This window comes from Paraburkholderia sp. RL17-380-BIE-A (assembly GCF_046028085.1).
In the GTDB taxonomy this organism is placed as follows: domain Bacteria; phylum Pseudomonadota; class Gammaproteobacteria; order Burkholderiales; family Burkholderiaceae; genus Paraburkholderia.
Map to the genome: position 1 here is coordinate 168,300 of NZ_JARESQ010000009.1, position 20,276 is coordinate 188,575.

Below are 20,276 nucleotides of genomic sequence, written 5' to 3' on the forward strand. Positions count from 1 at the left end.
CGTTCCTGGATAGGACAGTGGCGAATCACAAAAAACCGGGGAGCGGCGCATTCGGTACATCCGGCACATCCGGCGCTTGTCGCGCCGAGGCCGCGACGCCCCAAACGGAACCGAATGGAGCGCGCCGGGCCGAGTTGAGCACGAACCAAACTCGAGCCGAGCCCTGCCGAACCATCGCAACTATGCGGATTCCGCCTTCCAGCATAAAACAGCCCGCTTCGTTAGAATCGGAATTTCGCTTTCAACGCGCTTTCTTCCGCGTTCCCTCCTCGAGATTTCCGTGTCAGACCGCTCTCCCGAAGTCACCGCCCTCCCCGCCGCTCACCGCGACCTGTCCGATACCGCACGGCAGCGCGCCCGTATCGCCACGATGGCGGTGTTCTTTATCGCCGGCATGATGTACGCGTCCTGGGGGGTACATGTGCCGACGGTGCGCGACCGTTTCCATCTGAACGCGGCGATGCTCTCGTTCGCGCTGCTGGCCGTCGCCGGCGGCTCGATCGGCGCGATGGCGGCCAATGCTTCCTGGATTGCGCGCGTCGGCACGCGCCGCGCCTGCCTCACCGGCGGCCTCGTGATGGCCGTGTGCGCGGCGCTGATTCTGGTCGTGCCGACCTACTGGCTGCTGCTGGTCGTGCTGGCCACCTTCGGCGCGGGCATGGCCACACTCGATGTCGCGATGAACGCCGAAGCCAGCGCCGTCGAAAAAGCGCTCGGCAAGCCAATCATGTCGTCGTTGCACGGCATGTTCAGCGTCGGCGGGATGGCCGGTGCGGCGGTCGGCGGCGCGTTGCTGTCGCGCGGCATGGCGCCCGCGGTACATCTGGCGCTAGCCGCCGCGGTCAGCGCATTCGTTCTGATTGCCGCCTGTCCTTCCGTGCTGCCGCACGTGCCGCACGCCGACCATCCCGATTCCGCCACGCCGCGCGCCAACCGCTGGCGCTCGCCGGCATTGTGGGCGCTCGGCGCGATGGCGTTGGTCGCGCTGATCGCCGAAGGCGCGATGTACGACTGGGCCACCGTCTATATGCGCGATGTGGTGCTGGCCACGCCGGCGCTTGCGAGCGCTGCCTACGCGGCGTTTTCGGGCGGCATGGCGGCCGCGCGATTTGCCGGCGACGCGGTGCGCGCCCGCTTTGGCGCTCCGCAACTGGTGATGGCGAGCGCGACGCTCGCATGCGTCGGGATGGTCGGCGCGCTGTTGCTGCCGAATGCGGTGGCGGCACTGATCGGTTTCACGCTGATGGGTCTCGGTCTGGCGAACATGATGCCTGTGCTGTTCGCTGCGGCTGCCAGCGTAAAAGGCATTCATGCGGCGGAGGGACTGGCGCATGTTGCCGGACTCGCGTACTTCGGGCTGCTGCTCGGTCCGGTGATCATCGGCGCGGTGACCCAGGTGAGCAGTTTGCCGATCGGCCTCTCGGTGGTCGCCATCTGTTCCGCCGCGATCGCAGTCGCGGGCCCGAAGGTGCTGCGGCGTTTGAAGATCTGACGCGAAGGCACGCCGTTGCCGCGTCTGCGCGTACGACGCCATACGAAGCGCGTGCGCCCTCACGTTACGTTACGCGCCGCACGAGCATGGCTGTGTTCCGGAACACGTCGATTGAACGAAGGCACTCCCGTCGTGGCGCGCTCGCCGCCAACATATTGATTCATATACGTTTACTCGCCCTATCCATCGTGCGAACAAAAATGGCATAGGCCTTGCAGTTAGCTCCCCAGGCAGTGTCCAAAACTACGGGGGAGCAGACCATGAATCGCAAATTCAAGCTGACGGCGATCGCCATGTGCGTCACGTCGATGATCATCCTGACGGGATGCGGAAGCACGTTGAACAGGCCGAGCGTGGCGGGTGGCGCGGGAAGCGGATCGGGTGGCGGTTCTGGCTCGGGTGGCGGGACGCCTACGCCTACGCCTACGCCTACGCCTACGCCTACGCCTACGCCGACGCCGACGCCGACGCCGACGCCGACGCCGACGCCGACGCCGACGCCCACACCAACGCCGACACCTACACCTACACCCACGCCAACGCCAACGCCAACGCCAACGCCCACACCAACGCCGACGCCGACCAGCGCCAACCCCATCGGCGTAGTCGTGCAAAACACCGGCAACGTGGTCACCGCCGCCGGCCAGACCGTCTCCGCTGTCGGCAGCCAGATCGGACTCACGCCGATTCCAGGCGCGAATCCGGCGACCACCACGGCGCTCGGCAACGTCGTGTCGAATCTCGGCAACGGCGTGACGGCCGTCGGCACAGGCGTAGCGAGCGGCCTCGGCCAGCTTGGCAACTCCACCGATCCACTCGGCACGACGCTCGCCAGCAGTAGCAATCTGGTCCAAAGCGCAGGCCAGGCCGTCAACAGCGCCGGCCAGCTCGTGACCAGCCTCGGCAGCGGCTCCACTGCACCGCTGAGCCCATTGACCACGCCGCTCGGCAGTACGGTCTCGACGCTCGGCAACGCGGTCACCGGCCTTGGCACCCAACTCGGCTCGCAACTGACGAACGGCCCGATCCAGCAAGTCACTCAAACGGTCTCCACCGCGATCACGCCGATCACGAGCACGCTCGCGCAGACGACCCAAACCGTCGGCGACACGACCGGCCTCGGTTCACCGCTGAACGGCCTGCTCTCGACGATCGGTCATGGACTCGACAGCGCCGGCGGCAAGCTCAGCAGCGCGACCGGCAATCCGATCGGCCAGAACCTCGGCAACGTCGTGACCAAGCTCGGCGATGCGGTTACGTCCGCCGGCGGGCTGCTCACAGCGGGTGCCACCGGCAGCGGCAATCCGCTCGGCGGCATCACCGGTATTCTGAATCCGGGCAGCGGCGGCGGCACGGGCTCGCCGCTCGCACCGCTGACCAGCATCCTCACCGCGCTGCCCGGCACGTTGAGCGGCGGCCTGACGGGCGGCAGCGGCACCGGCGGCCCGCTCGCGCCGTTGACCAATGTGGTCAGCACCTTGACCGGCAGCCTCAGCGGCACGGGCTCGAGCAGTCCGCTTGCGCCGCTCACCGGCGTCGTGAGTTCGGTCACCGGGGCATTGAGTGGCGCGACGAACAGCGGCAGCAATCCGCTCGCGCCGGTGACCTCGGCCGTGTCGTCGCTGACCGGTGCGCTGGGCTCGGCCACGGGGTCGGGTAGCAGCGGCACGGCCAACCCGCTTGCACCGATCACCGGTTTGTTGACCACGGTCACCGGTGCCTTGAGCGGCGCGACGACGTCCGCCGGCGGCACGACCGGCGGCGGTCTGCTCGGCGGCCTCGGCGCGCTGACGACGACGAAGAAGTGACGAACAAAGATAACGACAGCAAATAACGGCGCAAGAAACAAGCGTCGAAGGGGGGCGGCGAGCCGGGTAACCGGCTCGCTGTTTTTTTATCCGCGCTTCTTGCCACCCGCATCACCCGCCGACCGCACCGTTTCAGACAGCGGCGCGCTATCACCCGCAAGTCACAGTTCGTGATACGTATCGTAGTGACGCGAGAAGTCGTTACTCCGGAGAAAGTTGGTGAACGTCATCGTCACCGACGCGTCGAGTCCTTCCACGTAATGCCACCAGCCAATCGGCAGAAACAGCAATTCGCCTGGCGCGAGCGTGCATTCGAGCAATTGCGCTTGCCGCATCGACGGGAAATTGTCGTAGTCGACCGCGCCGCCGTCCACTTGCGAATAGCAATGCAGATGGTTCGCCATATGCGGCGTGTCGGATAGCGGCACGAGTTTGATCCGCTTACGGCCAATCACCTGCGCCATGAAGTTGTTGGTCAGATCATGGTGAAACGGTGTCCTGGTTCCTGCCGGTCCCATCCAGAAGAAGCCGGTATCGGGCGAAGCGGCGTCGAGATACTCGTCGATTGGCGGCACATCGGACCATAACGCCGCAAGCGCCGCGCGATTGTGCGAGGTGTTATTGGCGGTCATATAGAAATCGTTGGTCGGCCCGCTCTGCTCGACGAGATCCACATAATCGGCAAAGCGCATCATGCGCTTGAGCATGGGCTGATTGATTTCGTAATTCGCATCCGATTCGCGGCCGAACTGCACTTCCACTTCGCAATCGCCGCAGCGCTCACGGAAGTAGTCCCAATTCCACCGCGAACGTGCGGGCCAGAAATCGAATGCACCGGTGATGATGACCGGCCGGTTCTGAGAGTAGTACTGCTCAAAGAACGCGTCGCGCGATAAACGTTCGCGCCGCTCGATCAATCCGCTTGCCGTGCGCATGCGATTCAGCTCGCTGTACACCGACAATATCCATTCGCGCTTGCGCAAACGATTGCGCAAGCGCGTCGCGCCATGAAAATAAGGACTCGCAAGTGCCGCTTCGATTTCTCGAGTGGCATCGGCCGCGTCGAAACCGTGGCCGACAAGCACGCCATGCAGCGCGGACGGCGGTGCGTCGAGCAGCAGATTCTCGGCAATCCAGCGGCGCCATGCGTCGTCGAAAGAGCGGGTCACGGTAGTCACGGCATGGTCTCCGAACAGTGCGGCTACACAAAAAATATCGGCAAAAAGAATCGGCAAAAGAAATCGGCAAAAGAAAAGGCACGCGTACCTCGCGGCGCGCGTGCCTTTTTAATCATGCGACCGAAGACAGACCAACGCCGCCTTCGCTCACGCGATTTTTACATCTTCACTACGTCGAGCAGCGTCTTCTTGCCCGCCTTGTAGTTGTACAGCGAGATCACGCCGTGCTGAAGGTCGCCCTTCGAGTCGAACGTGGTTTCACCGATCACACCCTTGTAGTCGGTGCTCGGCATTGCTGCCAGGATCTTCGCCGGATCGGTCGAGTTAGCACGCTTCATAGCGTCGACGATGATGTACACAGCGTCATACGTGAACGGTGCGTAGATCTGGATCGGCTGACCGAAACGCTTCTGATACTTGGCGAGGAACGCCGAGCCGCCAGCCATCTTCTCGAGCGCCATACCGGCTTCCGAGCAGACGATGTTGTCGGTCGCGTCGCCAGCCAGGTCCGACAGCTTGTCGGTACACACGCCGTCGCCTGCCAGCACCTTCGCGCGCAGGCCGAGCTGCTTGGCTTGCTTGGCGAACGGGCCGCCGGTTGCGTCCATACCGCCGTACATGATCGCGTCCGGGTTTTCGCCCTTGATCTTCGTCAGAATCGCGCGGAAGTCGACAGCCTTGTCGTTCGTCGCGTCATGCGACATCACGTTCAGGCCCAGCGACTTGGCGGTCTTTTCGAATTCGTTTGCCAGACCCTGGCCGTAAGCGGTCGAGTCGTCGACGATCGCGACGCTCTTCACTTTCAGACCCTTCGCTGCATAGTTAGCCAGTGCCGGACCTTGTTGCGCATCGGTCGCGACGACGCGGTACGTCGTCTTGAAACCTTGTTGCGTGTAGGCCGGGTTCGTTGCCGACGGCGAGATCTGCACGATGCCAGCATCGCTATAGATCTTCGAAGCCGGAATCGACGTGCCCGAGTTCAAGTGGCCAACCACTGCGACGACCTTGTCGTCGACCAGCTTCTGCGCGACTTGAGTTGCCGTGCGCGGGTCGGCTGCGTCGTCCTGTGCGTCCAGTTGCAGCGTGACCTTCTGGCCACCGATCGTCAGGCCCTTGGCGTTGATTTCTTCAACTGCCAGGCGCGCGCCGTTTTCGTTGTCTTTACCCAGGTGAGCGATACCGCCAGTCAGCGGTGCAACGTGACCGATCTTGACGACCGTGTCGGCTGCAGCCGAAGTTGCCAACGTAGCGAACAGCATCGCGGCAGCGCTGATCGGCAACAGCTTTTGAATCTTGATGTTCATGTAAGTCTCCAGTTTCGGTCCCAAAAACAACGTAATCGCCCTGTGCCCCCGCTTCCCCAACACGTGTCGCTCAGTCCCGTGGACGACCACGCCGGTTGCATCGTTCATGCACTTGGCCAGCACGCTCACCGGACTGTTTGTGGCAGGCGGCAAACCGTACTTGCGCGCAAGTGTAGGCCATCAAATTAAATTGTGGGACTTTTTTGAGGAAGTGGGATGAACACTAATAGCGTTTATCCAACAGGGGCCGATTCCGGCTGGAAAGACTGACTCGAAAGCACCAGCCCATGCGGGTTTCCGCTATGTGAGGCTTTCGTCTAACAGCTCGGCCTAAAGGCTTTTGCGCGTTAAACCGTTAATCATGCGAATAGGCTTTTTGCCTAAAAAGAAGGCGCGCCGAAGGTGATGCCTGGCGCGCCTGGATTACGTCTGAATCATGCTGAATCAGCGTTCGAGGGCGGCGATACGCGCCGTTGCTTCGCGCCATTCGCGTTCTAGCTGACTCATCAGTTCGGCCGCGCCGAGACCTTCGCGGCGCGCACGCCCCAAGGGCGCACCCTGGCCCGACCACAGAGAAAGATAGTCGCCGTTTTCCGCGCGGCTCGCGGTTTGCCGCAGTTCCTGCGTCAACGCATTTTGCACGGGATACGGCGCGATCTTCTGCGGTGTCTCGCTCAACCGCTGCATCAACGGATTGCGTATGCCGCGCGCATGGCGGCCGGTGATCGCGCGCGTGACCGAGGTCGATGTGTCGGACATGGACCGCACGCGGGTTTTCCATGCCTGCGGTATCGCACTTTCATGACAGGTGAGAAACGCGGTGCCCATTACCGCGGCTTGTGCGCCGAGCGCGAGGGCGGCGACGATGCCGCGTCCATCCATAATGCCGCCGGCGGCGAGCACCGGCAGGTCGGTTGCGTCGACAAGTTGCGGCACGAGCGCCATCGTGCCGACCAACGCGTCTTCGAATGCGCCGATAAACGTGCCGCGATGCGCGCCCGCTTCCGCGCCTTGCGCGGCAATCGCATCGGCGCCCACGTCGCGCCACGCCAGCGCTTCGGCGACATGCGTCGCGGTGCCTATTACATATAGACCGTTGGCATGCAGCCGGGCGACGTCGGCGGCAGAGAGCAGTCCGAACGTGAAGCTCGCCAGCGGCACGCGCAATTCGATCAGCATCTCCAGTTGTGCGCGGAAGTCCGGCGCGTAGCGTGCGAGCGGCGCACCCGGCGGCAAACCGAGATCGTGACGCAGCGGGTCGATCGCTTCGAGCGCGGTACGCACAGTTGCATCGTCCGGCGTAGCCGGATCGAGCACGAACAGATTCACGCCGAACGGACGATCCGTCAGCGCGCGGATCGCCGCGACTTCGCTCGCGATCTTTTCGGGCGAGAGCGCCGCGCCCGCCAGAAAACCGAGACCGCCCGCGTTCGACACCGCGGCGACCATGGCCGGCGTCGTCGCGCCGCCCGCCATCGGCGCCTGCACGACGGGCACGCGCAACCCGAAACGTTCTGCAAACGGCGTCACAAAATTGACTTCACTCATGATGGATTCCTTTTCGGGCGATGCGCTCGCCACAGGGACGAGCCGATACGCTCGACTGTACCGAGGCGATCCGCGCCGGAGAAATGAATTATCGAGAACGTTTCAATCGCCTTACGAGATTTCCGCCGCACAGGCCCGCTCTGCAGCGCGTTTCTTTTGATGGCAAACTGACCGCCCCCGCTTCAGGTATTCAGGCCTCTGGCATTTATTCAGACCGACCTCGCACAGCCGCGCGAGTCAATGGAGAGCAACATGAGCACCACTTCCCGATGGATCGATATTCCCGCCGGTAACGACAGTTTTGGCGGCTACCTGGCGCTGCCCAAAGGCGGCAAGGGACCGGCCGTCATCATCATTCAGGAAATCTTCGGCGTGAACAGCCATATCCGTTCGGTGGCGGATCAGTATGCGCAAGACGGCTACGTCGCGCTCGCGCCGGACGTGTTCTGGCGCGTGCAGCCGCGCGTGGAATTGACGTATGAAGGCGCTGATCGCGACAAGGGCATCGAGTTGATGCAAAAGACTAATGTCGATCAGGCCGTGGCCGATATCGGCGCCGCGGCCGCCGCGTTGCGCGCCATGCCGGAGGTGACCGGCAAGGTCGCGGCAATCGGCTATTGCTTCGGCGGTCGGCTCGCGTATCTGGCCGCGGCGCAAGGCACGCTCGACGCAGCGGTCGCCTATTACGGCGGCGGCATCCAGAATCAGCTGGAAGAAGCCGCGAAGATCAAGGTGCCGATGCAATTCCACTACGGCGAACTCGACGCGCATATCCCGCTCTCGGCTGTCGGTCAGATCCAGGAACGCTTCGCCGGCCGCACGGACGCCGAATTCAACATCTATCCGAATGCCGATCACGGCTTCAACTGCTCGGACCGCGCCTCGTACAACCAGCGCGCCGCCGCGCTGGCGCATGGCCGCACGCTGACCTTCCTCGGCGAGCGTCTGTAACTCGCACTTCCCGTTGCCGCGCCCGTTTGTGCCGCTCGTCGCGCGGCCCATCCGCGCGCGGCAATTGCGCCTTTTTGCCGGTGCTTTTTATCTGCGTCAGTAACTCACGCGCGTAACTCAGTTACTCTCTCAAAGACGGCTTGTCATCGGCATGCCGTCTTCTTCCATGTCCAGCGATCAATCCGGGCGACGTGATCTCCAGCGGATGGCGTATCGCGAGCATGGACCACCCGCCGACCCGACATTCGATAGCGAGGGCTCATCCGTCGTGCATTCAGACTATCTCGCCCATGACGCCACCGGCCTCGCCGAACTGATACGCAAGCGCGAGGCGAGCGCGCGCGAGTTGCTCGACGTTGCGATCTCGCGCACCGAAGCCGTCAATCCCGCAATCAATGCGATTGTCCTGAAGGACTACGATGCAGCGCGTCAGCGTGCGTCCCGCGACGATGCAAACCGGGCGAACGACGCAAACAGTGCGGACAGCGTCAGCGCGCAATTAGCGCTGGCCGGCGTGCCCTATCTGATCAAGGATCTGGGCGCGCCGGTCGCCGGTCTGCGCATGGCGATGGGCAGCCGCCACTATCGCCATTTCATTCCTGCGCAAGACGCGCCCGTGGTCGCGCTCGCGAAAGCCGCCGGTCTCAATATCTTCGCCAAGACCAGCACGTCCGAACTCGGCCAGATGCCTTATACGGAGCCCGAACTGTTCGGCGCGTGCCGCAACCCATGGAATCTCGACCATACGCCGGGCGGCTCCAGCGGTGGCGCGGCGGCTGCGGTCGCCGCCGGCATCGTGCCGCTCGCGCATGCTTCGGACGGCGGTGGCTCGATCCGCATTCCGGCGTCATGCTGCGGACTCTTCGGCCTCAAACCTTCACGCGGACGCGTACCGCGCGCAACTGCGGCGGCGGCGGCCGGCGACCTCGGCGTCGATCATGCGGTGTCGCGCAGCGTGCGCGACAGTGCGTTGCTGCTCGATCTGATTGCGGGCAATGCCGACAGACCGCTCGGTGCGCCGGGCACGTTCCTGAGCGCGAGCCGCGAGCCGTGCAAGCCGCTGAACATTGCCTACGTCACGGACCCGATGCTGGCGCCCACCCTTTCCGCCGACGCGCGCGCCTCACTCGAAGACGCCGCGCAACTCGCCAGTTCGCTCGGCCATAACATCGAACCGGTGTCGCTCGGCATCGACTTCGCGGCGGTTCGGCATGCATTCCTCACGCTCTGGTCCGTGACCGCGGAAGATCTCGTGCTGAATGCCGAGCGGATCAGCGGCCGCAAGCCTCTGCGCACGGAATTCGAAATTTCGACGTGGGCGATGGCGCACGTGGGCCGCAAACTCGGCGAACGCGGCCTGCCCGCCGCGCTCGAAGAACAGCGGCGCATCACCGAGCGGCTCGCCGACCTGATGAATCGCTATGACGTGATTCTGTGCGCCACGCTGGCCTCGTCGCCGATCAAAATCGGCGAGATGCAGCCCACCGCTGCCGAACGCATGCAAATGCGCGCCGTCACCGCCATGCCGCTCGAAGCGCTAATGAAGAAGGTGCTAACGGAAGCATCGAACAAGGCATTCACCTGGGCGGGTTGCACGGAACTGTTCAATCTGAGTGGCCAGCCGGCGATGTCCGTACCGCTTTACTGGAATGCACGCGGGCTGCCCGTCGGTGTGCAATTCGCCGCGCGCGAGGGCGGCGAGGCTACGCTGCTGCGCCTGGCCGCACAACTGGAAATCGCGCGGCCTTGGTTCGACAGGCGACCGCCTTTGATGCCCGCACGCAGTTGAACAAAGACGCGCCGCCGGCGGAGAAGCTGTCGGCGCGAAGTATCGGTGAAGTTCAGGAGCAGGGGCCGATGCAGACCGAATCCGGGCCGCAGGTCAGGCCGGTTTGCGCTGCGCGTCGAGATCCGCGTGACGCTTGCCCGGAATGCAGGCGAGCGCGACGATCGAGAGCGCCAGTCCGCCCATCACGTAGTAAATCGGTGCGAGCGGCGAGCCGGTGGTGTTGATAAGCCACGTCACGATGAACGGCCCAAAGCCGCCGAACACCATCACCGCGATGTTGTAGGCGAGCGATAAGCCGGTCGAGCGCACGTTCGCCGGAAACAGCTCCGCGATCAGCGCGCCGAACGGCCCGTAATAGCCGGACAGCGTAATCGACAGCAGCGCCTGCACGAGAATCAGTTTCGATACGCTCGGCTCCGCCGCGAGCCATGCGAACAGCGGATAAATGATCACAAGCGTGATCACCAGCGACCACAGCGACAGGCCCTTGCGCCCAATGCGGTCCGACCACGCGCCGGTCAGCGGCGAGAGCACCGTCAACAGCAGATTGCCGACGATCACCGCGGAAAAAGACTGTGCGTAGGGCAGTTTCAGTTGATTGACCGCGAAGGTGGGCAGATAGCTGATCAACACGTAGATCGTCACCGTGAGTGCGATCACGGAGCCGAGTCCGCAGAGCACGTCGCGGCTGTGGCTTCTGAAGACTTCGCCGAGCGTCGCGCGCCGCGCGGTTTTTTGCGCGAGCAGAAACGCTTCCGAATCGGCGAGGTTTCGGCGGATATAAAAACCGATCGGCCCGATGATCAAACCCAGGATGAACGGCACGCGCCAGCCCCAGGATTTCAACGCCTCGGGAGACAGGCCGCGCGTGATCAGGGCGCCCACCAGCGCGCCAAGCAGCAGCGCCGCCGCCTGACTTGCCATTTGCCAACTGCCGTAAAAGCCGCGCTTCGAGAACGGTGCCGCTTCGATCAGCAACGCCGTCGAACTGCCGAATTCACCGCCGGCGGAGAAGCCTTGCAACATGCGTCCGGCTACGATCATCAATGGTGCGCCGATGCCGATTGCCGAATACGGTGGCGCGATCGCGAGCAGCAGAATGCCGAGCGTCATCAGCGCGATGACGAGCGATAACGCCGCTCTGCGTCCCGCGCGATCCGCGTAGAGTCCAAGCACGATGCCGCCGATTGGCCGCATGACGAACGCGACGCCGAACGTCGCGGTGGTGAGCAGCAACGACGCGTAATCGTTGCCGTCCGGGAAGAACAATGGGGCGATCACCACCGTCAGAAAACCGAACACGGTGAAGTCGTACCACTCGAGCGCATTGCCGATCACAGCCGCGACGACGGCCCGCGTATGAAGACTCCTTGACGCTGGTGTCATTCGAATCTCCAGCCTGCGAAAAGTATCCCGTAGTGCGTCGTTTTAGTGCAATGGCATGAAAGTGCGAGCAAGAAAGGGGCCGCGAGCCGCTGAGGTCGCATTGGAGTGTAAAGAGCGTACAAGCCGTTTTCAAGCAGCAAAAAGGCGTCTGCCGCGCGGGACGGCAGACGCCTGTGTGATTCGACCGTGGTGGCGCGCCGCCATGTTGCGGCGCGTTTTGCGCGACACCTTTTGTGTGCGCGGCTGACGGGTAATCAGGCCTTCTTGTTATATGCGCTGCACCAACCTTTGCTCGCGACCTGCTTGCCTGCGAACATCGGGCACGGGCCGTACTCGTCGGTCGCCTTGGCCTGGTAGAAGCTGCAGTTGCCGCAGTCCTGGCCGGGTGCGTACTTGGCGAATTTCGCTTTGTCGACTTTACTCGCGTCTGCCTTGTAGCCGAGTGCTTGCGCAGTCGGATCGCTTTCGGAGACTTTCGGTGCATCGGCGAATGCCTGCCGCGACAGCGCCAAGGTGGATGCCACACCAATGCTGGTGATCAAAAACGTACGACGGGAAGATTTCATGGGGACTCACTCCATTTATATTGAACTGATCGCCGTTCTGATGACAGCGGTCCCCAAGGATATCAATGAAGCCGCCGCGCGTGACTACTCAAATGATAGAGATAACCGAATTGGTACGACTGCGCGCCCGAATGTCGCGCGCAAGGGAGCGGGTCGCGCGCGGGTCGAGCGCGCGCCGTCAGCTTGCGGTTAGTTCGCGGCGCCGAACCCGCACCGTGAGTTCGCGGTCAGTCCGCAGCGAACTCGCAGGGATGCGCGACATGCGCGAACCCCGTGCGAATTACCCGCGTCCGCTCAACTCGCACACCCGCTGCGCGATGGCGAGCGAGGCCGTCAATCCCGGCGACTCGATGCCGAACAGATTGACCAGCCCACGCACGCCGTGCGCGGCCGGCCCCTGGATCACGAAGTCGGCAGCGGGTTCGCCGGGGCCCGAAAGCTTCGGACGAATCCCCGCATACGCGGGCTGCAATGCGTTGTCCGGAAGCGCGGGCCAATAGGCGCGAATCGCCGCGTAAAACGATTCCGCGCGACGCGGATCGACGTCGTAATTGATCGTATCCACCCATTCGACGTCGGGACCGAAACGCGCCTGGCCGCCCAGATCGATGGTCAGATGCACGCCAAGACCGGCCTCGTTCGGCATCGGGTAAATCAGGCGGCTGAATGGCGCGCGCCCGGAGATGCTGAAGTAGTTACCGCGCGCGAGATAGAGCGGCGGCACATGCCGCGCATCGAGTCCACGGATCTTGCGAGCCAGCGCATTCGCCTGCAAACCGGCACTGTTGATCACGCAGGCGGCGCTGATCGTGGCCGGCGCGTCGCCGCCTACTTTGATGATGAAGCGGCCGTTGTTCGCTTCGATTGCCTGCACTGGCGCGTGAAACGCGCACACTGCGCCATCGCGTTCGGCGTCGCCTTGCAGGGCCAACATGAACTGATGACTGTCGACAATACCCGTTTGCGGCGAGAACACCGCTTCGACACATTCGAGCGCGGGTTCGAGCGCTTGCGCCTGGTCGCCGGTGATTCGCATCAGGTCGAGCACGCCGTTATCACGGCCTTTGGCCATGATGCTTTCGAGCTGAGGAATCTGGTTGCGCGAAGTGGCGACCAGTAATTTGCCGCAGCGCGAATGCGGCACCTTGCGCTCGGCGCAGTAGTCGTAAAGCATCTCGCGGCCGCGCACGCAAAGCGCGGCTTTGAGCGAGCCGCGCGGGTAGTAGATGCCCGCGTGAATCACCTCGCTATTGCGCGAGCTGGTGCCCACGCCGATCGCCTCCGCCGCTTCCAGCACAATCACCTCGCGCCCGCGCGCCGCCAGTGCGCGCGCCACCGCAAGACCGACCACGCCTGCGCCGATCACTACACATTCGATTTGGTCCATGTCCCTTGACGCGGCCAACTTCGCCGCGCGCTGCCTCGCTCGCCCGATCAAGATGAAGACAGGATGCGGCTGACGCGTGCGCAACACCGCGCGCTGTCGAACGCTCCTGTCCATTCGCAACCGCTACGCCAGAGTGTGCAACGCCGTACAGACAGAAATGCCCGCAGTCGGCAACCACTGCGGGCACTCGGTCTTGCGCAGATCCTACACGTAACGGCCGGACTAAATCAGTGTACGCCGTCGAAGGTGACAACGCTCGCCTCTTGCCAGGTCATTCGCAGCAATAATTGCCACGGCATTCACTCCATTTTCGGTACGGACTTCCGTTCTGGCTGTGAAAAAAACTCGAAGAGGCGCGTTTTTCCCCCAGAAAGCGGCAAAAACCTCAAAAACCAATCGGTTTTCGTCGATTTCCGTAGTCCAGGCGAATGTCGCCCGCCTCGATCCGGTCGCGCCCGTCAATGCGCGCCGCGCCGAAGCCGTTGAGAATCGCCCGGCGCATTTCACGCGGCGACGCGCGCATCAGCGCATCGAGCGCGGCGTCGCCGAGCACGTCGGGAAAGCGCAGGCCCCAGTTGTGCGCCGAGCGGATCTCGTCGTAGATCGCCTGGGCGATGCGGCGCGCACCGTCATGATCCGGCGGAGGGATTTCATACACGTTCATCCGGTTCAGGATCGGCTCGGGAATCGAGCGCTCGTCGTTCGCGGTCGCAATCCAGATCACATGCCCGGCATTGATCGGAATCTCGGCGAATTCGTCGATAAAGGTCTGCGCCGTATCGTGCTCGAGCAGCGCATACAACGCGCCGAGTGGATCGTATTGCGAATCGCCGGTCGCCTTGTCGATTTCGTCGACGGCGATCACGGGGTTCGCGTAGCTGCCGTTCACGAGCGCATCGAACACCTTGCCCGGCTTCGCGTTCTTCCATTGCGAAGACGCGCCCGACAGAATCCAGCCCGCCGTCAGCGAACTCATCGCCACATATTGATAGGCGGTACCGAGCAGGCGCGCCAACTGCTTCGCGAAGTGAGTCTTGCCGATGCCGGGATCGCCGAGCAGCAGAATCGGCATCAGTTCGAGGCGGTCTTCGGTCTCCAGACACAAGGCGACCTGTTTGCGGATGTCGTCGAGCGGTGCTGAAAAGTTGGGCAGCGCGTCGATCAGATCGTCGATCGACGGCATGCGGTTCGGCTTCACGCAAAAACGCAGATTGCCGGTTTTCAGCATCTTTTCGTATGTCGCGCGCAATGCCTCGTTCGCGCCGTCACCGAGATCGTTCAGCGCGGTCTCGACCTGATCGAGGTCGTACACCCGACTGAAAGACGCCACGGCGATTTCCTGTTTGACCATTGCTGTTGTCATCGCTCACCCCGTCTGGCTGGTCCTGCTGCTGCGGCCCCTTGTATGGCGCCGTTTCAAGTCCAGTGTAGCGAGGACATATTCACGTGCAAGCCAGCAGTCGTGCCGCTCTGCTGCTAACAGCGGGTTGTTTTTGGCGATTCCCAACCCTATCTGAAATGGATTGTTGCTGAACCCGGCCCCGTTTGAAGTGTCAGAAAGGCGTTGCGCCCATCAGGCGTAAGATGGCCCTCTGACCATGCCGCCGGATCCGGTGACCGGAGACTTTTTCTATGTGGAAAACCAGTATCGTGGCTGTGTTGCTCGGCACTTCGTTGCTTGCTAATGCACAACAACCCGCACAACAACCCGCACAACAAAAAAGCACACAACAAAGCCCGCAACCAGCCACGCAACAGAGCGCACCACAGAGCGCACAGCAACGGCCGGCGCAGCAGGTCGTGCAATGGCAACTGCAGGTCATGCGCGACGGCCAGCAGATCGACACGTTCGACGGCACCACCACCGTCGGCCAGGCGCGTACGGACACGCATCACAAGATGGTGCAACACAACGTCGGCTGTAAAGATCAGCCCGGCGGTAGTATCGATCTGGCGCGTACGTTGACCGTCTCGCCGCTGCAGGCGGATGCGAACGGCGTCACGTTGTCGATCGAAGCACAGGAAACGTTCGAGGAAGACGCCGCGCGGAAAACGGACACCGGCTGCAAGCTGCCGCCGCAACCGCGCCAGGTGAGCGCGAGCCATCCCGGTCTGAAGGTGACGCCGGGGCAATGGGCCAGCTGGACGATCGTCGACAAGGATCCGAACCTGGTCTACCGCGTGCGCGCGAGTCTCGCGGACAGCACCAGCACGGCAAACTGATCAAACCGATGCAAAGCACACGTAAGACAACACGCAAGCAGCGCGCGACTAACCGACGCCCCCAAACAGAACACGTGGACAACGCGGCATGCGAAACCCCGAAGAATTGATCCGCGAGAGCGTAGCGCCCAAGGATTTCATTGCGGTGAGCTGGAACCTGCACAAAGGCCGCACGCCGCTCGGCTTCCAGGCCTGGCAGGCCATGCAGCGCTGGGTGCAATCCACCCACGCGGACGCGTATTTTTTACAGGAAGCGATGGCGCGGCGCATGCCGTCGCCGGTGCTGGCGAGCAGTTTCGGCGAACCGCTCGCCGATCCTTTGAGCGATGTCTGGCATTGCCAGGCCACTGAAATTGCGCGCGCGCTGGAACTCGAAATCGCACTCGGACCGAACGTCTTCAAACCGTCGTGGCGGCATGGCAATGCGATCCTGTCGCCGCACCCGCTCGATCTCGGCGGACGCTGGGACATCTCCGCGCATCGCTTCGAAAAGCGCGGACTATTGGTTGCGCGCGCCACCTTCGGCGGTCACTCGGTCACGCTGTTGTGCGCGCATCTTGCGCTGACGCGCTCGGCCCGCTTGCGTCAGATGAACTGGATCGCTCACTGGATCGCGAAGGAAGCACCGGAAGGTCCGCTCGTGCTGGCCGGCGACTTCAACGACTGGCGCAACGATTCGGTGCCGCTGTTCGGCGAACATGGTTTGCAGGAAGTGGCCACGCTGCTCGGCGAGTCCGGCCGCACCTTTCCCGCTTTCTCGCCCGCGCTTGCGCTCGACAAGATGTTCGTGCGCGGCATGAAGCCGGTCGAATGGATCCAGCCGACGCAGGAAACCGCGTGGCTCTCCGATCACCTGCCGTATATGGCGCGCTTGCGAATCGATTGAGCGCCGGCGCCGCACGCTAGTCTTTGTGCGGCGTCCATTGCAGCGTCGCGGCGAGCTCCTCGCCCGGCTGCAACACGCAGCCGCCCACCTGCTCACGCATGCCGACCGTGTTGAAGCAATCGGTGGTGTTCGTCACCGGCTCCACGCACAGCTGCGCGTCGTTGGCCGGCGCGAACACCACCATGTGATCGAACGGCGCGTCGGCGATCATCGTCAGTCGACGGCGTTCGTCGGGCCATGCAATGGTCGCCTCGCGTGACCAGTTCGCAAAGTTGTTGTCGAGGTCGTAGGCGTCGGCGGACATGCCTTCGCGCAACGCGTCCACCGCCGGATGCGGACCAAGATGCGTCGGCAGCACGTCGGCGTCGGCGTGCCACATGGCCTCTACTTTGGCGTACACGCGGGTTTGCGCGGTGCGCGGATAGTACGGATGATGGCCCATGCCGAACGGCATCGGCCGGTCGGCGAGGTTTTGCGCGGACAACGTGATGCGCAGCGCGCCATCGCTCAACTCGATACGCTGCTGCGCGCGGTAACGGAACGGCCAGTCACCGGGTATGCGCGAATCCGGTTCGTGTTCAAAGTGCAGTTCCACCGAGCTTTCCGTGCGCGCGCCCACTTGCCATGCGCGCCGCCACGCATTGCCGTGCAGCGCGTGGGCGAAACGCGTGTCGTTGCCGGCGAGGTCGATCGTGCCGCCGTCGAATTCGAAACGCGCGTTGCGAATCCGGTTGCAGTAGGGAAAGAGCGGAAAGCTCGCCATGCGCAGCGGATCGCGTTCAGCGAAGGCTGCGGACGCGGCGGGCCGCAACCAGTGCAGCGGGCCGCCGGGCGTCGTTTCGTAGAACGCCGCCAGCGCGCCGCCCACGTCGGGGGCGATCACGGCGCGCAATGCGCCAGCCGATAGCGTGACGACCGTGGCGACGACTGCGGGATCGTCGAGCCACATGAGTCCAGTCACGCGTGGCGGGATCGAATTCAAGGAAACATCGTGCATGGTCAGAAAAGACGGGAGCTCGGGCGGATGGCGGCATGAACGCGCATCGGTGTCTCCCTCGGTGTCTCCAATTGCGAGCCGCGCACAGCGCGCGGCCGGCGGACCCGTCCAGGTCCGCGCGACCGAGAATCGCACGCCAAAGCAAACCCGTCAATATTATTAGTAATAAATTGGACCAATCCATCTTGTGCAAGCGGCGATCGTGGTCTCCCAAATGACGGGTTAGCGCGCGTTGCCGCGTGCATATTATTAGTGGTACCGTCAGCACCACGATGCCCATGGCATGCCCCAGATTTAGCGCCGCGGTAGCGCGGCCCGCACAATGAAAAAATCGACCCAACGCCGTCCGACCATGACCGACATCGCCAAGCTCACTGGCGTGTCGCAATCGACTGTCTCGCTCGTGCTGAACAACGCGACCGGCGCGAAGTTCTCCGAGGCCACCCGCAACAAGGTGCTCAAAGCCGCGCACGACCTCGGCTACCGGCTGTCGCTGCGCGAACCGGTCTCGGCTTCGAGCGACGAACGCAATCTGATCGTCTATCTGGCCGACGAGATTTCCACCAGTCCGCATCCGGTCGTCAACGTCGATGGCGCGCGCGACGCGGCCTACGCGAGCGGCAAGATGCTGGCGGTCTATTCGACGCACGGCAACGCCGACATCGAGAAGCAGGTGCTCGACGCCACGCTGTCGAATCCGCACGTGTTCGGCGTGATCTACGCGACCGTCTATACGCGCAAGGTGACGCCGCCGGCGGCGCTCTCGCAGGTGCCGACCGTGCTGCTGAATTGCTATACGGGAGAAGGCGGGTTTTCGTCGGTGGTGCCCGCCGAAGTCGCCGGCGGCCATCTGGCGACCGATTACCTGTTGCAGGCCGGACATCGACGGATCGGCTATATCAACGGCGAACCCTGGCAGGATGCGTCGAAAGATCGCCTGAAAGGCTACCGCACCGCGCTCGCCACCGCCGACCTGCCCTTCGCGCCGGAACTGGTGCGCGACGGCGACTGGAGTTCGGGCCTTGGCTTCGAACTGACGCTCTCGCTGATGCGCGAATCCAATCCGCCAACCGCGATTTTCTGCGCCAACGACCTCACCGCGATCGGCGCCATCGAAGCCTTGAAACAACTCGGCCTGCGCGTGCCCGAAGACGTCTCGGTGCTCGGCTACGACGACCAGGAAATCGCCCGCCACACGCATCCGCCGCTCTCGACCGTCGTGCTGCCGAACTACGAACTGGGGCGCTGGGCGGTCGAGACTTTGCTGCAGGAAGAACACAATCGCGCGGCCGGCGCCCCCGTTCGGCATCGCATGGTCAAGCTCGACGGTCCACTCGTCGAACGCGGCTCGGTCAGGGTAATTACCGAGGCAAAAAAGCCAATAATTAATATTATTAGTGATTGACCGATAATAATTCCGGGTGAAATAATCGGCACGTCGAGTCAGGCGAACATCGCCGGCCGGCATGAGACACACTAAAAGCAAATACACCTACCTCACCAGGTACTGGAGGAAGACATGGCGTCGCTCAACACGCAGTCGCGCGCTCACGCGCGCAAGCAGCAGATTCGTCCGCTGGCGGGTTCGCTACTGGCTCTGGCAATCGGTTTCGGCGTCGCCACCGCGCACGCCGACGACGCGTTGCCCAAGCTGTCCAACAAGACTCCCCTGAAGGTCGGCTTCGCGCAGACCGAAAGCAACAATCCGTGGCGTCTCGCGGAAACCAAGAGCTTCAAGGAAGTCGCCGCGAAGTGCGGCTGGCAGTTGGTCATGACCGACGCCAATAGTTCGAACTCCAAGCAGGTGTCCGACATCCAGAACATGATCGCGCAGCACGTCGATCTGCTGGTGTTCCCGCCGCGCGAAGAAAAGCCGCTTGCACCGGTCGTGCTGCAAGCCAAAAAGGCCGGCATTCCGGTGATTCTGGTCGACCGCGACGTCGATCAATCCGTCGCCAAGGCGGGCCGCGACTACATCACGTTCATCGGGTCGGACTTCATCGATCAGGGGCATCGCGCCGCTGACTGGCTCGTCAAGGCGACGGGAGGCAAGGCGAAGATCATCGAACTCGAGGGCACCACCGGCGCATCCGCCGCGAACGATCGCAAGAAGGGCTTCGACGAAATCATCGCGAAGAATCCGGGCATGACGATCATCGCGTCGCAAAGCGGCGATTTCGCACGCGACAAGGGCCGCCAGGTCATGGAAACGCTGTTGCAGGCGCATCCGGACGTGACCGCCGTCTACGCCCACAACGACGAAATGGCGCTCGGCGCGATCGCCGCGATCAAGGCCGCCGGCAAGCAGCCGGGCAAGGACATCCAGATCGTCACGATCGACGGCACCAAGGGCGGCATGGACGCGATCGCGGCCGGCGAACTCGGCGCCAGCGTGCAGTCGAGCCCGTTCTTCGGCCCGCTCGCCTGCGACGTCGCACAGCGTTACGCGAAGGGCGAAAAGATCCCGACGTGGGTCAAGGTGTCCGACAAGTTCTACGACAAGAGCAACGTGCAGCAGAACATGCAGTACGGCTACTGAGATCGAAGCCTTGCTGTACGCGCAGTTTTGAAGTTTGAGCGCTGCCGTAGCAGGGCGTCCGCACGCTCCGACAGCGCCCCGATGGAAGTCCCCCGCCCCGAAGCAGATGCTGTTCAAGGCATCGGGATCGAGGGACTACCTCGTAGGACGTCACCGCCCCGAATCTGTCTCCTCGGGGGGCGGGCGACGGGAAGGGTTCGGAGCGACGCGTTCGTGGCAGCA

General features: G+C 63.2%; 16 protein-coding genes. 8 read left to right on the plus strand and 8 right to left on the minus strand.

The window, feature by feature from the left end; genetic code table 11:
• The first annotated feature begins 280 nt into the window (after positions 1–280).
• The gene (locus tag P0D68_RS17330) at positions 281–1,492 is read left to right on the plus strand and encodes an MFS transporter (RefSeq protein WP_091797135.1); all 1,212 of its coding nucleotides are present in this window, start codon (positions 281–283) and stop codon (positions 1,490–1,492) included.
• A 260-nt stretch (positions 1,493–1,752) separates the two neighbouring features.
• On the plus strand, positions 1,753–3,300 hold the full coding sequence (locus P0D68_RS17335; protein WP_408468719.1) for a collagen-like triple helix repeat-containing protein: 1,548 nt from the start codon (positions 1,753–1,755) through the stop codon (positions 3,298–3,300).
• Between the two features lie 161 nt (positions 3,301–3,461).
• Here P0D68_RS17335 and P0D68_RS17340 read toward each other — a convergent pair whose 3' ends face one another.
• The 3 genes from P0D68_RS17340 to P0D68_RS17350 all read right to left on the minus strand — a co-directional run bounded on the left by P0D68_RS17340 (position 3,462) and on the right by P0D68_RS17350 (position 7,330).
• A complete protein-coding gene (locus tag P0D68_RS17340; RefSeq protein ID WP_408298432.1) occupies positions 3,462–4,478 on the minus strand; it encodes a cupin-like domain-containing protein in 1,017 nt (338 codons plus the stop codon).
• A 158-nt stretch (positions 4,479–4,636) separates the two neighbouring features.
• Positions 4,637–5,782 (minus strand): branched-chain amino acid ABC transporter substrate-binding protein, encoded by a 1,146-nt coding sequence (locus P0D68_RS17345; protein ID WP_091797140.1) that lies wholly within the window; start codon positions 5,780–5,782, stop codon positions 4,637–4,639.
• Between the two features lie 444 nt (positions 5,783–6,226).
• Positions 6,227–7,330 carry an NAD(P)H-dependent flavin oxidoreductase gene (locus tag P0D68_RS17350; protein WP_408298429.1) on the minus strand — a complete coding sequence of 368 codons (1,104 nt, stop codon included), beginning with the start codon at positions 7,328–7,330 and terminating at the stop codon, positions 6,227–6,229.
• Positions 7,331–7,582: 252 nt separating this feature from the next.
• Here P0D68_RS17350 and P0D68_RS17355 point away from each other — a divergent pair, with 252 nt between their 5' ends.
• Together P0D68_RS17355 and P0D68_RS17360 are read left to right on the plus strand one after the other, a co-directional pair.
• Positions 7,583–8,281 (plus strand): dienelactone hydrolase family protein, encoded by a 699-nt coding sequence (locus P0D68_RS17355; protein ID WP_408298427.1) that lies wholly within the window; start codon positions 7,583–7,585, stop codon positions 8,279–8,281.
• Positions 8,282–8,549: 268 nt separating this feature from the next.
• Complete coding sequence (locus tag P0D68_RS17360; RefSeq protein WP_408187054.1) at positions 8,550–10,070, plus strand: amidase; 1,521 nt, start codon at positions 8,550–8,552, stop codon at positions 10,068–10,070.
• 93 nt (positions 10,071–10,163) lie between these two features.
• On the opposite strand, the gene P0D68_RS17365 is transcribed toward P0D68_RS17360, so the two are convergent.
• The 4 genes from P0D68_RS17365 to P0D68_RS17380 form a co-directional block, all read right to left on the minus strand.
• Entirely contained in the window at positions 10,164–11,456 is a 1,293-nt protein-coding gene (locus tag P0D68_RS17365; protein WP_408298425.1) for an MFS transporter, read from the minus strand.
• Between the two features lie 254 nt (positions 11,457–11,710).
• Entirely contained in the window at positions 11,711–12,022 is a 312-nt protein-coding gene (locus P0D68_RS17370; protein ID WP_091797150.1) for a high-potential iron-sulfur protein, read from the minus strand.
• Positions 12,023–12,302: 280 nt separating this feature from the next.
• The gene (locus tag P0D68_RS17375) at positions 12,303–13,409 is read right to left on the minus strand and encodes an NAD(P)/FAD-dependent oxidoreductase (protein ID WP_408298423.1); all 1,107 of its coding nucleotides are present in this window, start codon (positions 13,407–13,409) and stop codon (positions 12,303–12,305) included.
• Between the two features lie 385 nt (positions 13,410–13,794).
• Entirely contained in the window at positions 13,795–14,772 is a 978-nt protein-coding gene (locus P0D68_RS17380) for an AAA family ATPase (protein ID WP_091797152.1), read from the minus strand.
• A gap of 269 nt (positions 14,773–15,041) precedes the next feature.
• Here P0D68_RS17380 and P0D68_RS17385 point away from each other — a divergent pair, with 269 nt between their 5' ends.
• Together P0D68_RS17385 and P0D68_RS17390 are read left to right on the plus strand one after the other, a co-directional pair.
• Positions 15,042–15,632, plus strand: a complete 591-nt coding sequence (locus P0D68_RS17385) for a hypothetical protein (RefSeq protein ID WP_408298421.1) — start codon at positions 15,042–15,044, stop codon at positions 15,630–15,632.
• Positions 15,633–15,720: 88 nt separating this feature from the next.
• Complete coding sequence (locus P0D68_RS17390) at positions 15,721–16,518, plus strand: endonuclease/exonuclease/phosphatase family protein (RefSeq protein ID WP_091797156.1); 798 nt, start codon at positions 15,721–15,723, stop codon at positions 16,516–16,518.
• A 16-nt stretch (positions 16,519–16,534) separates the two neighbouring features.
• On the opposite strand, the gene P0D68_RS17395 is transcribed toward P0D68_RS17390, so the two are convergent.
• On the minus strand, positions 16,535–17,467 hold the full coding sequence (locus tag P0D68_RS17395) for an aldose 1-epimerase (protein WP_408298613.1): 933 nt from the start codon (positions 17,465–17,467) through the stop codon (positions 16,535–16,537).
• Between the two features lie 400 nt (positions 17,468–17,867).
• Here P0D68_RS17395 and P0D68_RS17400 point away from each other — a divergent pair, with 400 nt between their 5' ends.
• Both P0D68_RS17400 and P0D68_RS17405 read left to right on the plus strand, forming a co-directional pair.
• On the plus strand, positions 17,868–18,920 hold the full coding sequence (locus P0D68_RS17400; RefSeq protein WP_408298611.1) for a LacI family DNA-binding transcriptional regulator: 1,053 nt from the start codon (positions 17,868–17,870) through the stop codon (positions 18,918–18,920).
• A gap of 114 nt (positions 18,921–19,034) precedes the next feature.
• A complete protein-coding gene (locus P0D68_RS17405; protein ID WP_091797162.1) occupies positions 19,035–20,054 on the plus strand; it encodes an ABC transporter substrate-binding protein in 1,020 nt (339 codons plus the stop codon).
• The last annotated feature ends 222 nt before the right edge of the window (positions 20,055–20,276 follow it).